At 47.4% G+C, this 16,321-nt stretch carries 14 protein-coding genes; 13 read left to right on the top strand and 1 reads right to left on the bottom strand.

Going from position 1 to position 16,321, the window contains the following annotated elements:
- The first annotated feature begins 231 nt into the window (after nt 1–231).
- The 5 genes from KNQ06_RS08980 to KNQ06_RS08960 are packed head-to-tail and all read left to right on the top strand — an operon-like array spanning nt 232 to nt 5,060.
- On the top strand, nt 232–1,671 hold the full coding sequence (locus KNQ06_RS08980) for a GntP family permease (RefSeq protein WP_035398062.1): 1,440 nt from the start codon (nt 232–234) through the stop codon (nt 1,669–1,671).
- Between the two features lie 25 nt (nt 1,672–1,696).
- Nucleotides 1,697–2,398 carry a CoA transferase subunit A gene (locus KNQ06_RS08975; protein ID WP_029341303.1) on the top strand — a complete coding sequence of 234 codons (702 nt, stop codon included), beginning with the start codon at nt 1,697–1,699 and terminating at the stop codon, nt 2,396–2,398.
- Between the two features lie 13 nt (nt 2,399–2,411).
- Complete coding sequence (locus tag KNQ06_RS08970; protein WP_215148035.1) at nt 2,412–3,074, top strand: 3-oxoacid CoA-transferase subunit B; 663 nt, start codon at nt 2,412–2,414, stop codon at nt 3,072–3,074.
- Nucleotides 3,075–3,079: 5 nt separating this feature from the next.
- Nucleotides 3,080–3,856 carry a 3-hydroxybutyrate dehydrogenase gene (locus tag KNQ06_RS08965; protein WP_215148033.1) on the top strand — a complete coding sequence of 259 codons (777 nt, stop codon included), beginning with the start codon at nt 3,080–3,082 and terminating at the stop codon, nt 3,854–3,856.
- Between the two features lie 13 nt (nt 3,857–3,869).
- Nucleotides 3,870–5,060, top strand: coding sequence for an acetyl-CoA C-acetyltransferase (locus KNQ06_RS08960; protein ID WP_214769277.1), 1,191 nt, complete (start codon nt 3,870–3,872; stop codon nt 5,058–5,060).
- Between the two features lie 147 nt (nt 5,061–5,207).
- Here KNQ06_RS08960 and KNQ06_RS08955 read toward each other — a convergent pair whose 3' ends face one another.
- Nucleotides 5,208–6,086 carry an AraC family transcriptional regulator gene (locus KNQ06_RS08955; protein ID WP_149427073.1) on the bottom strand — a complete coding sequence of 293 codons (879 nt, stop codon included), beginning with the start codon at nt 6,084–6,086 and terminating at the stop codon, nt 5,208–5,210.
- Nucleotides 6,087–6,454: 368 nt separating this feature from the next.
- On the opposite strand from KNQ06_RS08955, the gene brnQ reads away from it, so the two are divergent.
- The 8 genes from brnQ to KNQ06_RS08915 all read left to right on the top strand — a co-directional run bounded on the left by brnQ (nt 6,455) and on the right by KNQ06_RS08915 (nt 16,303).
- Nucleotides 6,455–7,795, top strand: a complete 1,341-nt coding sequence (brnQ, locus tag KNQ06_RS08950; RefSeq protein WP_058705093.1) for a branched-chain amino acid transport system II carrier protein — start codon at nt 6,455–6,457, stop codon at nt 7,793–7,795.
- A gap of 237 nt (nt 7,796–8,032) precedes the next feature.
- Nucleotides 8,033–9,511, top strand: a complete 1,479-nt coding sequence (locus tag KNQ06_RS08945) for an AraC family transcriptional regulator (protein WP_214769288.1) — start codon at nt 8,033–8,035, stop codon at nt 9,509–9,511.
- 327 nt (nt 9,512–9,838) lie between these two features.
- A complete protein-coding gene (locus tag KNQ06_RS08940; protein WP_215148032.1) occupies nt 9,839–11,533 on the top strand; it encodes an IucA/IucC family protein in 1,695 nt (564 codons plus the stop codon).
- Nucleotides 11,490–13,115, top strand: a complete 1,626-nt coding sequence (locus tag KNQ06_RS08935) for an IucA/IucC family protein (RefSeq protein WP_215148031.1) — start codon at nt 11,490–11,492, stop codon at nt 13,113–13,115. The genes KNQ06_RS08940 and KNQ06_RS08935 overlap by 44 nt, the downstream gene beginning before the upstream one ends.
- Nucleotides 13,102–14,298 carry an AMP-binding protein gene (locus KNQ06_RS08930; protein ID WP_215148030.1) on the top strand — a complete coding sequence of 399 codons (1,197 nt, stop codon included), beginning with the start codon at nt 13,102–13,104 and terminating at the stop codon, nt 14,296–14,298. The genes KNQ06_RS08935 and KNQ06_RS08930 overlap by 14 nt, the downstream gene beginning before the upstream one ends.
- Nucleotides 14,286–14,537 carry a phosphopantetheine-binding protein gene (locus KNQ06_RS08925; protein WP_215148029.1) on the top strand — a complete coding sequence of 84 codons (252 nt, stop codon included), beginning with the start codon at nt 14,286–14,288 and terminating at the stop codon, nt 14,535–14,537. Before KNQ06_RS08930 ends, KNQ06_RS08925 begins: the two co-directional genes overlap by 13 nt.
- Nucleotides 14,530–15,528, top strand: coding sequence for a DUF6005 family protein (locus KNQ06_RS08920; RefSeq protein WP_215148028.1), 999 nt, complete (start codon nt 14,530–14,532; stop codon nt 15,526–15,528). Before KNQ06_RS08925 ends, KNQ06_RS08920 begins: the two co-directional genes overlap by 8 nt.
- Nucleotides 15,476–16,303 carry a sugar phosphate isomerase/epimerase family protein gene (locus KNQ06_RS08915; RefSeq protein WP_214724626.1) on the top strand — a complete coding sequence of 276 codons (828 nt, stop codon included), beginning with the start codon at nt 15,476–15,478 and terminating at the stop codon, nt 16,301–16,303. Before KNQ06_RS08920 ends, KNQ06_RS08915 begins: the two co-directional genes overlap by 53 nt.
- The last annotated feature ends 18 nt before the right edge of the window (nt 16,304–16,321 follow it).

Below are 16,321 nucleotides of genomic sequence, written 5' to 3'. Positions count from 1 at the left end.
ATCCTTTCAATTAAAAGTACGTTACTTAAAAGACATACGCCATAAAAGGACTAACTCCTGTTCCATGAAAAAATAATCTATCTGATGCAATTGTGTCTATAATGTGAACTTATGATTTCTATAAGCTGTACTTATAGTTTGGCGGAATTTAATTGACCTCTTCGACACTGCGTTGTTAAATGATGAAGAAGCGATATGAAAGCGCTTACTAAAATCGAAGGAGATCTACTTATGGAACTTGTCATCATTCTTCTTGCCTTATCCTTATTGATGTTCGTTGCCTATCGTGGTTTTTCGGTCATCCTATTTGCGCCAATCTGTGCCTTGTTCGCCGTCCTACTGACGAACCCGGATTGGGTGTTACCTTTCTTCTCGAATATCTTCATGGAAAAGATGGTCGGCTTCATCAAGGCGTACTTCCCGGTCTTCCTCCTCGGGGCGATTTTCGGAAAAGTCGTTGAGATGTCCGGTATCGCGGAGTCGATCGCAAAGACGATCATCCGTATGATCGGTGCGAAGCGTGCCATTCTTGCTATCGTCTTACTTGGCGCCATTCTTACATATAGCGGCGTCAGCTTATTCGTTGTCGTCTTCGCTGTGTATCCGTTCGCAGCGAACTTATTCCGCGAAGCGAACATCCCGAAACGCCTCATCCCGGGAACGATCGCCCTTGGTGCATTCACGTTCACGATGGATGCCTTACCAGGAACACCTCAGATTCAAAACGTCATCCCAACGACGTTCTTCAAAACGGATATCTACGCTGCGCCAATCATGGGAACGGTCGGTGGATTGTTCATCCTAGTCGTCGGTATGTGGTATCTCGAGTCACGCAAGAAAAAAGCCCATCAAGCAGGGGAAGGCTACGCTGGATTTGAAGCAACGGCGGCAAGTGCCGCACCGCAGATGGAGTTGAAGAATGAACCAGAAATGACGCTCGAGACGGATCGTCAACCGGTCTATCGGCAAGTCCTTGCCTTCGTCCCACTCGTCCTCGTTGCCGTCATGAACAAAGTCTTCACACTCTCGATTCCGAAATGGTATCCGGAAGGATTTGATTTTTCAGCAATCGGTTTAGAGGCATTCGGAAAGATTGAGACGCCGGCCGTTCTTGCGATCTGGTCCGTCCAAATGGCATTATTGATCGGAATTCTCGCAGCGATGCTCTATGACTTCCCGAAGATCAAGACGAACTTCCAAGCTGGTTTGAACGTCAGTATCGGTGGCGCGCTTCTAGCGGTCATGAATACAGGTGCTGAGTATGGTTTCGGAGGCGTTATCGCAGCGTTACCAGGATTCAAGTCCGTCTCAAGCGGGATCTCAGAGACATTTACGAATCCGCTCGTCAATGGAGCCGTCACGACGACGACGCTTGCCGGCGTTACTGGTTCCGCATCAGGCGGGATGGGAATCGCGTTAAGTGCGATGTCGGATAAATATACGCAAGCCATCACATCAGGCGGCGTGCCACCGGAAGTCATGCATCGCGTCATCTCGATGGCGTCCGGCGGAATGGATACGTTACCGCATAACGGTGCCGTCATCACGTTACTTGCCGTTACGGGGCTGACGCATCGTCAGTCGTATAAGGACATCTTCATGATTACGATCCTCAAGACAGTGACGGTCTTCTTGATGATTGGATTGTATAGTTTGACTGGTTTGTACTAAGGATTTTTAAAGGGGGCATCATCAGATGAAACAGGGGAAAGTATACGCATCATTCGCGGAAGCGACAGCAGACATCTTTGACGGGGCGACGCTAGTCGTAGGGGGCTTCGGACTCTGCGGAATCCCGGAAAAATCAATTACCGCGTTGCAAGAGAAGGGCGTCAAGGATTTGACGGTCGTCAGTAATAACTGTGGCGTCGATGACTTCGGACTCGGTCTCCTCTTGCAGACGCGACAAATCAAGAAGATGATTTCATCGTATGTCGGGGAAAACAAGACGTTCGAGCAACAATACCTCAGTGGCGAGATTGAAGTCGATCTCGTCCCACAAGGTACACTTGCGGAACGTATCCGTGCCGGTGGAGCTGGCATTCCCGGTTTCTATACACCAACTGGCGTCGGGACACCGATTGCTGAAGGGAAGGAACAAAAAGAGTTCGATGGAAAAACGTATCTGCTGGAAGAAGGAATCGTCGGTGATTTTGCGATCGTCAAGGCATGGAAAGCAGATCGACTCGGGAATCTTGTCTTCCGGAAGACGTCACGCAACTTTAACCCGATCGTCGCGACAGCCGGAAAAGTAACGATCGTTGAAGTCGAAGAACTGGTCGAAGTCGGTGAACTCGACCCGAATGAGATTCATACACCTGCTGTCTACGTCCAGCGCATCGTCGTCGGAACGGATTATGAAAAACGCATCGAACGCCGGACTGTCCGGGAAGCTTGAGGAGGAGACGGATATGAAAACGACACGAGAGATCATCATTGAACGCGCACTTCAGGAAATCGAAGACGGGATGTACGTCAACCTCGGGATCGGAATTCCGACATTGATCGCCAATGCGATTCCGGACGATATGCATGTCATGCTGCAATCCGAAAATGGACTGCTTGGCATCGGACCGTATCCGCTTGATCATGAAGTCGATGCCGATGAAATCAATGCCGGCAAAGAAACGGTCACGGCACAATCCGGAGCATCTTACTTCGACAGTGCCGAATCGTTCGCGATGATTCGCGGTGGGCACATCGACCTCGCGATCCTCGGCGGGATGGAAGTCGATCAGAACGGTGACCTCGCGAACTGGATGATTCCGGGCAAGATGGTCAAAGGCATGGGCGGAGCGATGGACCTCGTCAACGGAGCGAAACGCGTCGTCATCATCATGGAGCATGTCAACAAACACAGCGAATCGAAAGTCAAACAGGCGTGTACTTTGCCGTTGACAGGACGCGCTGTCGTCAACCGTTTGATTACGGACCGGGCCGTCTTTGATTTCACACCGGACGGAATGGCCTTGATCGAGACGCTGAATGGTCATACGGTCGAAGACGTCAAACAAGTCACGGAAGCACGATTCACGGTCAGTCCGGAACTCGAGCGCGTGACGGTAGGGGAGTGAAGCAGATGGTTCAAGGAGATATCGTACTCGTCACAGGTGCAGGAAGCGGAATTGGTCTAGAAATCTCAAAGGCGTTTGCTGCGGCAGGAGCGAAGGTCGTCGTAACGGACGTTCGCGCGGAAGCAGCAGAAGTGGCGGCGGCAGCGATTCGCGCAGCTGGTCATGAAGCGGTTGGCATGACGCTCAACGTCACCGATGAAGCACAGGTCGAAGCCGTCTTGAAGCAGACGGTCGAACAGTTTGGTCGACTCGACGTCTTGATCAATAACGCGGGTCTTCAACACGTCTCACCAATTGAAGAGTTTCCGACGGAGAAGTTCGAATTGATGATCAAGATCATGTTGACGGCGCCGTTCATCGCTATCAAACATGCCTTTCCGATCATGAAGGAACAAGGCTACGGACGGATTCTTAACATGGCATCGATCAATGGTTTGATCGGCTTTGCCGGGAAAGCGGCGTATAACTCGGCGAAGCATGGGTTGCTCGGCTTAACGAAAGTCGCAGCCCTTGAAGGAGCGGAACACGGAATCACCGTCAACGCGATTTGCCCGGGGTACGTCGATACACCACTTGTCCGGAATCAGATGGAAGACTTGGCGAAGACACGTCACGTCGAACTCGAAAAAGTACTTGAAGAAGTCATCTATCCGCTCGTTCCGCAAAAGCGTCTGCTTGCCGTCGAGGAGATCGCGGATTATGCGTTGTTCCTCGCGAGCCGCAAAGCAAGGGGCATCACGGGACAAGCGAATGTACTCGATGGAGGATATACGATTCAATAAGGAGATGGAGTAGATGAGTGAAGCAGTCGTCATCGTCAGTGCGACGCGCACGGCAATCGGGAATTTCAATGGGAGTTTGAAAGACGTCAAAGCAACGGAACTCGGAGCGACGGTCATCCGCGCAGCACTCGAAAAAGCAGGTGTCGCAGGGAATCACGTCGACGAAGTCTTTTTCGGTAACGTCCTCTCAGCAGGACTTGGTCAAAATCCAGCACGGCAGGCGGCACTCGCTGCCGGATTACCGGAGACATGTCCAGCGATGACCGTTAACAAGGTCTGCGGATCCGGTCTCTCAGCCGTCCATCTCGCGTATCAGGCGATCAAGTCGGGCGAAGCCGATGTCATCGTTGCCGGTGGGATGGAGAACATGAGCCAAGCGCCGTATGTCTTATCGGGCGCACGGTCTGGACTGAAGATGGGTGACCAACCGCTCGTCGATACGATCATCCAGGATGGACTTGAGTGTGCGTTTAATGACTATCACATGGGAATCACGGCAGAGAATTTAGCCGACGCCTATGAACTCTCCCGCGAAGCCCAGGATCAGTTCGCTGCGACGAGTCAGCAAAAAGCGCAGACGGCATTAGCGGAAGAACGGTTCGTCTCGGAAATCACGCCAGTGTTAATTCCACAACGAAAAGGCGACCCGATCCGTTTTGATCAAGATGAGTTTCCACGTGCCGGAACATCTGTCGAAACACTCAGTCGTTTGCGCCCGGCATTCAAAAAGGACGGAACGGTTACGGCAGGCAATGCATCTGGCATCAATGACGGGGCTGCCGCACTTGTCATCATGTCCGCGACAAAGGCAAAAGAACTCGGTGTGACACCACTCGTTGAGATCGTCTCAAATGGAACGTCCGGTGTCGATCCGAGCATCATGGGAATCGGTCCCGTCCAAGCGGTCCAAAAGGCACTCGATAAAGCGGGACTGACGCTTGAGGAGATCGATGTCATCGAAGCGAACGAAGCATTCGCGGCACAATCTCTCGCGGTCGATGCGGAGCTACAGTTCCCGCACGAGAAGCTCAACCGCAACGGTGGCGCAATCGCGCTCGGTCATCCGATTGGTGCGAGTGGTGCGCGGATTCTCGTTACGCTGATCCATGAACTCGAGCGGACGGGTGAGATGCATGGTCTTGCGACGTTATGCGTCGGTGGCGGTCAAGGGGTTGCGACAATTGTAAAATCTGTAAGAGGATAATTAAAATAGGATCAATTCAGAGAAATGAAAACACTCCTTTTGTTTTTCATGACTTAAGAGAGTATATAAGATTTGAGCTGTCTTCGTTTACTGAGAAGACAGCTTTTTCGTTTACCAACAATTATAGTGTTAGATATAGTGTTAGACTTAATTTTCGCTATTTTTTTTTGAAACTGCCACCCATACTTCACTGTATACCTGCTCTGGGTCATTACCATGAATCGTAAAGGATATGGCAGGCAAGTCAACCAATTCATAACCAGAGGAAGGTAACCATTCGGAGTATGAACGAGCCATTGTTTCTTGTAAAGTCGCCGGGAAAGGTCCACGATTCGGGAAAATGACCCATGTCGAAGCATCAACATACAGTTGTTCGAGTCCGATATCAGAATCCCTCAATTTTTGTGATGTAGCATATCCTAACATATGGGTTAGTGAACCGGTTTCTTCCTGAAAATGTTCCTCATGATCATAAGATACATTCAATATATGGTGAGGATAAAAATCAGCCATTGCTTTCATTTTTTCTCGTTGATCCGTTGTGATGGATTGGGCAAGCTCTAGAATGGATTCATTAACTCCTTCAAATTGTATTGGTACACGTTTAGAAACACCTGTTATAAAAAATGAACTTTTTTCCTCGATTTTAAATTCCATTGAAGTTCCTCCTTTAATCTCTAAATAGAATGTGAAAGGAGGAAAGGTTTTTTGAATTTTATTTTTTATGGCAAATGATGGTAAATAGCCTGACCAGTTACGAAAAGCTCTTGAAAACCCTTCTACAGAACGAAAACCATACTGGAAGGCGACCGTAGTTACAGAAGTGCCTTGAATCAAGTCGCGATTCGCTTCTGATAAACGTCGTTGTTTAATATAATCTGTTAATGTGATCCCAGACATATAAGAAAACATTCTTCGAAAATGATAATCGGATAGCCCTGTCAATCGAGTCACATCTTCAGGTGATAGTTCTTCTGTCAAATGTTCATCGATATAGTGCATCAATTGATTTAATTGTTCAAGCAATATTTATCTCCTCCTTTCTCTATTCAATATAAGTGTTGCTGACAAAGAAGACTTGATATTTTACATACTAATTAAGTCGATTGATAAAAATCATTATTGTAAAGATTTTAGATTATAATATCTTTTTTGGGACAAGAAGTGAAGTTCTACTACGTCATATGAACTTATGAATTCGGTTTCATGCTTCGATGCACAAACGTAACAAATTCTATGGACCGTAGCTCCACCAAACTTTCTGCGCAATTTTCAGAATATTCTCCAGATAAACTCCTAGCACGAGCTCTTAAACGTATGTTATCCTTTCGAACGAAGTACTTCATCTGCTTAGGGAGCGAGATGAAGTCGATCATCATCAGTGGGGGTTTATTATGTCTAAAACTGTTCCAACATCATTTATCATCGTCATCGGCATGATGCTCTTCGCCTTATTTTTCGGGGCAGGAAATCTCATCTTTCCGCCGATGCTCGGACAGCTCGCAGGGGAGCATGTCTGGGTCGCCAATGCCGGATTCCTCGTCACCGGTGTCGGTCTACCATTGCTTGCGATTCTTGCATTCGCGTTTTCAGGGGAACGCGATTTACAAGCGATGGCGTCACGCGTTCATCCTGCGTTCGGAATCGGGTTCTCGGTCATTTTGTATCTTGCGATCGGTCCCTTCTTCGCGATTCCTCGTGCCGGAACGGTCTCGTATGAGATCGGAATCAAGCCTTTCTTCAGTGAATCGACGAGCCACTGGCCGTTGCTCATCTTCACGGTCTTGTTCTACACGGTTGCGTGTCTCTTATCATTGAATCCGACGAAAATCGTCGATGTCGTCGGGAAAGTACTGACACCGATTAAGATCACGTTCATCGGTCTGTTGATCGTCGTCGCTGTCCTCCATCCGATCGGAAGTTTTCAGAATCCTTTGAAGACATATCAGTCGAATGCTTTCTTTAACGGTTTCCAGGAAGGATATATGACGCTCGATGCACTTGGTGCTTTCGTCTTCGGAATCATCATCATCGCAGCGATCAAGGAAAAAGGTGTCACATCGAAGCGACAGTTACTCTTGATTTGTACGAAAGCGTCATTGATCGCAGCAGCCTTGCTTGCAATCACATACTCGGCGCTTGCCTTCATGGGTGCTTCGAGTGTCTCGGAAATCGGACAACTAGCGAACGGAGCAGAGATCTTGTCGGCTGTGTCGGATCATTACTTTGGTGAATACGGTGCGATCTTACTCGGTCTGATGATCACAGTCGCCTGTATGACGACAAGTGTTGGGTTGATTACGGCCTGTGCCGCGTTCTTCTCGGCACTCGTGCCAAAAATCTCGTACGTCAAATGGACGATTGGTCTATCGGTCTTCAGCGCACTCGTCGCGAACATCGGTCTGAATCAATTACTTGCTGTCTCAAAACCAGTCTTGATGACGCTTTATCCACTGGCGATCTGTCTCATCTTCCTGACATTCTTGCATCCACTCTTTAAAGGCAAACCTGCCGTTTATCAAGGGGCGCTGTGGATGACATTCGTTGTCAGCTTATTTGATGGATTAAAGACAGCGAAGATCAACGTTTCAGCTGTCACAAACGTGTTCGACGTGGTATTACCGTTTGCTTCCGTCAGTCTCGGATGGGTCGTTCCAGCCATTATTGGCGGAGTGATCGGAGCAGTCGTTGGTAAGAAAACAGCACAGACACACTCGTCGTCGCGTGTGGCTTAAATTAAATCCTTTCACTCAGATTACACTGGGTGAAGGGATTTTTTGTTGTAACGATGAAAAATAGTCTAACAACAGTTGTTGACAAAAAGCGGTAGCATGATGCTATAGTGTTAACGAAAATGATATTCATTATCAATTAGAAGGGGTGATAGGTGATGTTCATCCAGTTGAAAACATTCAAAGCTGATATACGGAAAAAGCATCTGATAGCAAATGTTTTTTAGGAGTGAGTTGAAAATGACAGAAGCACTACATACATTTCGCGTGAGAAAACATGCGTTACAAACAGGAGGACAATTGGCGTTACGTCCGAGTTTGATCGTCGTCATACAAGGGGCTGGTATTACCTACACGGAAAGAAAACGTCTAGAGGCGGGAGAAGCCTGTTTCGTCAAGAAATCAGGTGAACGTTTCATCGTTCAGGAGGGACATTGTCTCTTGTATCAGTTAGAGGTTGACCTGACGGCATTTCCAATCTTCCGACAACCAACGAATGAACTAGTGGAGTGTTTAGAACGAATGCAAGGGTGTCCAGAAACAATGACCGGTTCTCTTAGACAGCATCGCTATCTGTATCAACTGCTGGAGCAATTAAGTGAACGTCGTCATGAGCAGACGTTTGAGGAAGTGACGTCCCAGTGGTTAGAAGAACTCGGGAGATCAAGAACAGTCAGTGACTTGGCAAGTGAGTTGAACATGTCACTGCCGACGTTTTCCCGCCAATTCAAAAAGTACTACGATCAATCACCAAAGGAACTGCTTCATCAATTGCGGATGCAACGGGCGAAGGAGTGGATGATTGCACATCCAGATTGGACGATTGCCGAGATCGCAGAACGTGTATCAATCAATGATGAATTTTATTTCAGCCGTCTCTTTAAAAAACGTGAGGGACTATCACCAAGTCAGTACCGAAAACGGTTGATTCCACGGGTCGGAATCTGGAGTCAAGCGTTGTTACAAGATCACTTATTGGCACTTGGCATTCAACCGGTCATCGCACCGTCTTTTCCGACACAATATCGTTCGAACGGGGTGCCAGACTATTTAAGTGAAATCGAAGGTACGCGACTATACGACGCGTCAGCAACGATTTTACCGGAATGGTTTGAGACATCAAATCTTGATCTCGTTTTACGGACACCGATACGAGGTGAACTACCACCTATGTTGACCTCTTGTCCGATCATCGATATTTCGAAACAAACTTGCTGGAAGGATTACTTGTATGATGTTGCTAAGGCAACCGATATGCTTGAGCGAGCGACTGATATCATCAACGAAGTCGAGACACTTGAATCAGTTGTGAAGCAACAATTCGAATTCAATCGGAATGTGACATGGGCCGTCATTTGGATCAGAGACTCAGAAATCAGACTGTACGGACGAACAGGGCATACGATGTTGGATTTTCTGTTCAATGAAATCGGTCTACGAGCAGTGGAAGGACTTCCGCATACCGTCTACATGACGATCAGCCTAGAAACATTACAGCAGTTAGATCCGGATGGTCTGTTCATACTGTGGAGTCAACCTGCAGATGTGGAACGAATTCGAGGAACGAAGGAGTGGAAAACGCTTCGTGCCGTTAGGACGGGGCGTATATTTCACCCAGACAGTGTAGATTGGGATCCGTGGGGACCACTTGGGAGGATGCATATGTTACATCAATTGCATACATATATCAGCGATAGTAACTGTTTTGTTTGTCCATGAAGAATGAAAAGAAAATCCATGTCATTCGTCATTGATAATGATTATCATTACAGATGGAGTTCACAATGAGGCAGAGAAGGCTGATAAATGAACCTAAAAAGTCGTCACCTTGTCGTACGAATGTTAGGGAGGATCGTTTGTTTGATTTGTGTTAAATCTCACGACGATATGTGACTTCTGGCATTTAATCGATTGTGAAAACGGATTGAAGAAACTTGAAAACGTTTTACTTAAAATAAGTGCGTATACGCACCATCAAAAACGGGGAAACCCGTTTTTCTATTGATATGGAATGAGAATGATTTTCAATAAGGGGAGGAACAGAGCGTGCGAACATGCGAAGAACAAATCGAGCGATTAGCGACCGAGGTGACGCTTCAATCGTTCATGAACAGCTACATCAGAGAAGTGAACCCGGGCGAATGGGTCAACGAGAGACCGTTTGATGCATCCGAGACATCCTCTTTTTATTGGATGAAGCCATATCTCATTGAAATCAAACGTCGTTCCATCATCGGACGCCACGAGATTGGAATGATCCGTGAAGAGACAAAGAACGGATGGCGGGAAGTTTCAGCCATGTCTTGTATCATCACCTGTTGCATCAAGCTTCAAGATCAACATCCGGATCAAACGGACTTACTCTTTCGCGTTCTTGACAGTCACCGGACTGTGCAATTGATTTTGGAGGAACAACTGAACGCACAAGAGCAACAGACGTTCATCGATTATGAACAACGCTTGTGGTGTGGCCATTGGTTTCATCCGACCCCGAAAAGTAGAGTCGGTATGACCGACTGGCAACAAAAGGCGTATGCCCCTGAATTCCGTCAGCCGTTTCAACTTCACTATTTCACAGTACATGAGACATTGCTCGAGGAACGTTCAGGTAGCAACGAGACGATTAGTCAGCTGATGAAAAATCAACTGGGTAACTCAATCCAAGCGACGGCGCAAGAGCGAGTCATTCCAATTCATCCGCTTCAAGCCGAGTATTTGTTACGTCAGCCGACAATCAAGCAATGGATCGAGCAAAGTATTCTCCGTTATCATGGCGCAACTGGACCACTATATAACGCGACTTCGTCGATACGGACCGTCGAAGCACTCGACCGAAGTCATATGTTGAAGTTATCCATACCTGTCCAAGTGACGAACTCAAGACGCGTCAACAAGCGGCACGAATTAGAGGCCGGTTATTTGATGCATCGATTGTTTTGTCATCTGTCTCTTCCTGATACGTTTGACCTCATTCACGATCCTGCGTATTTAGCGATCCGGACTAAAGAAGAGACCGGATTCGAAGTCATCCTGCGAGACCCTGCACCCCACGCGGTAAATGTTGCAGCACTCGTCCAACCGGCATTACCGAATTCGGAATCTCTCCTGCTGCGGCTCATTCGGCAGTCAGGATTAATCGAACCGGAACACGTCACTCGGTGGTGGAAACAGTACTTAGAGTTGACGTTAGGAGCGATCGTTACACTGTATGAGGAACAAGGAATCGGTCTCGAGGCACATCAGCAAAATAGTCTCATCACATTCGAAGACGGATGGCCGGTTCAATATCACGTCCGGGATAATCAAGGCTATTACTTAGCAGACACGAATCGAGATTCCTTCATCCTGCTGGAACCGGAATTGAAGCATACGACGTTGTTCTACCCAGAAGAAGTCATTGCTGAGCGTTTGACGTACTACATGATTTGGAACCATCTGGCGAGTGTCATCGACCGATTTGCAGCAGACACATTATTGAACGAAGAAGTTGCTATCGCGTTACTGCACGAATGGTGTCAGGTACGAGTTGAAAGTCTAGAAGGGCGAGGCAGAGCTTGGCTTTTGATGTTGTTAGAATCGCCGACACTTCCATATAAGGCGAATTTACTAACACGCCTACAAGGACTCGATGAACTCGAAGTCGAGGGAGAACGAGTTTGTTTCGTCGAGTTGGATAATCCGTTACGGGAGGACAACTATGCTTTACGACAGCAAAACACGTATCTGCAAACAACTTCTTGAGAGTTTGTTATTCGAACGGATTCTTCCTTTTACTGAAATGATTGTCGGAATGAAGCATCGTTTTACATTCCACATAAAAGATAGTGAAGTGACAGTCGAGGGCAAACGCGGTCCGTTCGACCGGATTCGGCTCGACATCTCGACGTTACGCTCATCGAAGTCATCTGGCGTCAACGACTGGTTTGAGCATCTTTTGACGCAGTTGCCGATCTCGGACGACTTTCAGGAAGAGTTGCGACGTACACATGATTTTGATGACTTGTCGCAGCAACATCGTCTACCAATCCACCGAGCAGGCTTGGATTATGAAGAGTTGGAGCAGACCATCATCGAAGGGCATCCCTATCATCCTTGTTATAAATCAAGGATTGGTTTTTCGCGAGCTGATCACGAGGCATATGGACCTGAAGCGGGCAATCGCTTCCAGTTACATTGGATTGCCTTACCTTCTACGCTCGTTCAAGGGAATGGAATCTTACCTATTCCACTGATTCTTGGAGAATCGCTTCTACATATGTTTTTAGTCAAACTGGAAGAGCTCAATCAAACCGATTATCAGATTCTTCCGGTCCATCCGTGGCAGTGGTCACGTATCAAGCAGGAAGTGGCACAAGTCGGAGGTGTCGACTTAGGAGAAGGTGGTGTCTTCGTACAAGCGACGCAGTCGATTCGAACCGTTTTTTGTCCAGGTCACCCCGAACTACCGCATATCAAATTGCCGCTAGACTTGAAGCAAACGTCAGCCGTTCGGACTTTTTCCGTTCCGAATGTCGTGGCAGCTCCTGCGGTATCGGATTGGTTGAAAAAACAGGCGAGTGAATTGCCGGTGACGCTGTTATCTGAATTTGCTTCATCTGTCGTTTCGAGCGGTCCACTTGCGGGTCGGGTCGGCTGTGTCTTTCGAGAAAATGTCTTGACGTATGCTCAACCGGGCGAGCAAGTCATGCCTTTGACGGCACTTGCTCAAATCGAGGTCGACGGAAGACATTTTCTAGGTCCGTGGTTGGAACGATATGGTCATGAACGGTGGCTCCGTCGATTCTTCGGCGTCTATCTCGAACCAGTCATCCGACTTGTGACCGAGAAAGGAATCGGTGTGGAAGCTCACGCACAAAATACGTTACTTGTCTTACGGGATGGATGGCCGGAACGGATCATTCTCCGCGATTTTCATGATAGCGTCGAGTTCGTCACCGAGTTGCTCGATGATCCATCGGATGTACCCGATTTTAAGAGGCTACATCCTGATTTTGATGCACCGCTCAATACCTATTATGAAATGTCACACCCGCTTGCCTTACGCGAGCTGCTGTACGATACATTATTCGTCTATCATTTGACGGAACTAGCGTATCAACTTGAACTGACGGAGAACTTGAATGAAGCGACGTTCTTTGATTGGATGCATCAGACGATCGAGGGGTTGCCGATTGATCGAGACCGACTAGAACGAATCGGATGGTACGAACAAAGAGTAACGGCAGAAGCCTTACTGGCACCACGGTTTGGTTTGACGAATCAAATCGATGTAAAAAATTCACTAGTTCAACGAGGAGAGGAAAACGATCATGCTATGGATTGAGAAAGAATGGGTGACAGAAGAAGAATTGACGACACACGAACTGGTGAAGCAATCGTTCATAACGGAAGGGAAGACCGTAGCCATCTGTACGTTAGATACAAAAGCATGGTTAGCCCTCTGTCTTGCGATGCGACGTATGAATGGAACAATCCTTCCCATTCATCCGGAGACGCCTGTTTCTGGTGCTGAGCGTCTAGCGATACAAGCCGAATGTGGCTATTTGATTTATCAAGAGACCATCATTCCGCTTCCGGAAGCGGAAAAACGTGCGGGTGGATTGATTCAATTCAGTTCCGGTACGACGGGGCAACCCAAAATCATTCACCGGACATGGGAGTCGATCGAGACGGAACTGACTGCTTATACGAACAGTTTTCCGCTGACGACCAAAGCGACGATCATTGCTTGTCCGACGACGCACTCATTCGGATTACTGTGTGGAGTGTTTGCGACTTTAAGACGCGGAGCAACACCAGTCATCCTACAAGACTTCTCACCACGTCATGTGCTAGCAATTCATCGTTTGCATCCGGACGCTATCATCTATATGGCACCGGGACTGGCGTATGCGATGAGTTTGTTCCCGGAAACAGTTCACGCAGTGATGATTTCCGGGATGACATTACCAGAAAAATGGTTCCGTTCGATTGAACGGAAAACACATCATTTGCTTCAACAATATGGCTGTTCAGAAATCGGTTGTATCGCACTTCATCCGAATCCGCCGAGTCCGCAAGCGATCGGATTTCCGTTAGAACACCTTGAAATTGAAACTGGAACGAAGGGGAAACCAGCAGAATTAGTCGTTTCGCAACAAGGCGTACGGATTGGTACGAAGGATTTAATGTACGTTGAAGACGGGCTGCACTTTCTTAGCCGACTCGATGAGATGATCAATGTGTCTGGCTTATCCGTCTATCCCGGGGAAGTCGAAGATGTCTTGTATCAGCTTCCAACCGTCGAGGCTGTCGTCGTCTTTAAACGAATGGATGCGTTCCAAGGAGAGCGCGTCTGCGCTCAACTCGTGACGACGGCATCGGAGGAAGAACTGAAACAACATTGTATGAAGCATCTCGCACCTCATCAACGACCGACGGAGTGGCAAATCGTTGAGCAAATCGAGCTGTCTGCGAATGGGAAAGTGAGTAGAAAACGATTGGGGGAACAAACATGTCCCGTTTAACGATTGCGCAATTCGAAGATATACTGACCGAACAGCTCGAATGGTCATCATCTGTCGCTGTCTCGACAACAGACTCTCTACGAGATGATCTAGGACTGGATTCGATGCGTTTGATTCATCTGTTGCTTCACCTTGAATTGGAACACGGATTAGTGATTCCCGATGAGCACATGTCAGTCCTTCCCAAAATGCGAGTAGAAGAGTTGATGTCTGTTTTACAGGAGGCCATACATGATTAAAGTGCACTGTCTCGTCAGTTGCGTCTGCGAGACGATTAAACGATCGGCCGCGGACCATCGTCCCTATTACTTTGGCGTGTGGGACTCTTCGTTTTCCTTGTCAGCCGATTATGTCCTCTCGCATCATGATGAAAAAATCAACCATCAGGAGATGCTTGTTTGGTATGAACGTCTTTACGGAATCCCAGTCGAAGAATGGTACGATCACAAACAGTCAAAAGAAGAAAATATCGCTCAGCTGATTCAACGGATCGAACAGAAAAATAAGGACGAGTCAGTGATCGTCATGTTGGATTTAGCTAGTCTACCTGAGCGCGAAAATAAATTTCACCATGATGTGTTTCCCCACTACGTCATGTTAGAGGCGACAGAAGATCCGGAAATATGGCACATGCTTGATCCTGATTTCCGGTATGAAGGTAAAATAGAAAGAGAACGTATTCTTGCAGCAGTACGCCATCGTGCTGTCGCTGGTGGGTTTGCGTTTCGAAGTACGGATGTTCGAATACCGAATGCGACGACGGTAAGTGCGTATTTCATGAGTTGTCTAAACGTACATCATCCATTGACTGAGTCGGTCAAACGTGTTGTGCATCACTATCGTGAACAACCTGAGGGATTACCGAATGCCTTAAAGCAGTTACCTGTGATTGCCATTCGAAAATATGCCTATGAGCATGCATTTGCTTATTTATATGAAGCGATTGGACGCGACTTGCAGACATCTGATTTTGAAGAATGGACGGATGAGGTTGAAACATTAGTCAATCAATACTCTGTCATCCAGCATCGGGCTGTCAAATACGCTGTAACGCGTCAACCGGAAGTGTACTTAGAAATCGAACGATTGATCGAAGAACAATGGGCACGGGAGAGTGCAATCAAACGGCAACTCGTCGACACGTTCCATGCGTATCAACGACAGGAGGGAATTGAACATGAAACTCGCACTCTGTACGATCAGCTATCGGCATCATCTGCGTTCATTTAATGATTTGATCGATTTTGCTTCAGAAGAACACTTTGACGCCATTGATATTTGGGGAGTTCATGCTGAACATTTAAGAACAGAAGAAGTCGATCGGCTGAAGTCGTCCCATCTGAACGTCAGTATGTTGAGTCATTATTTAAATTTAAACGCACCGATGTCAGAACTACTTGCGGAGACAAAACGACTCTCGCAATTAGCGACACGAATCGGAACTGAGCGTATCCGCATCTTTGCTGGTAATGAGGCGAGCCATACCTTATCCGATGCCAAATGGGATCAACTCGTTTATCGATTGAACGGGATTTGCCGTGTCCTTGATCCTGCAGGACAGCGATTATTACTTGAATTTCATCCGAACACTGCAACAGATACGGTAGAGGCAACGGTTCGTTTGCTACAAGCGATCAACCATCCGGCATGTCGGATCAACTTTGACGTCTTGCATGTCATCGAATCAAAGGCAGATCCCGTCGAAGCATACTTCAGACTTGCATCGTGTGTGGATCACCTTCATTTAAAAACAGTGGCGAATGTTGAACAATTTTCAGTCTTTGAACCAGCAAATGTCTATGCGGCAAGCGGATCACGGGAAGGGATGGTTCCATTATTCGAAGGTATCGTCGATTATCACCGGTTCTTTGAAGACGTATCGGCTCATCTCGATCACTTGACGGCAAGCCTCGAATGGTTCGGTCCTGATCCGGACGAGCGATTAAGAGAAGATCGGAGTCTCATCACACAAGCTCTTGAAAGAGTACCCGTTTTGTCAAGATGATTCGACTTGATGGGGTTT

It is taken from the genome of Exiguobacterium sp. s91 (assembly GCF_018618915.1).
GTDB classification, from domain to species: Bacteria; Bacillota; Bacilli; order Exiguobacteriales; family Exiguobacteriaceae; genus Exiguobacterium_A; species Exiguobacterium_A abrahamii.
The sequence above is the reverse complement of the archived record's forward strand: the minus strand, read 5'-3'. Positions and strand labels throughout refer to the sequence as shown.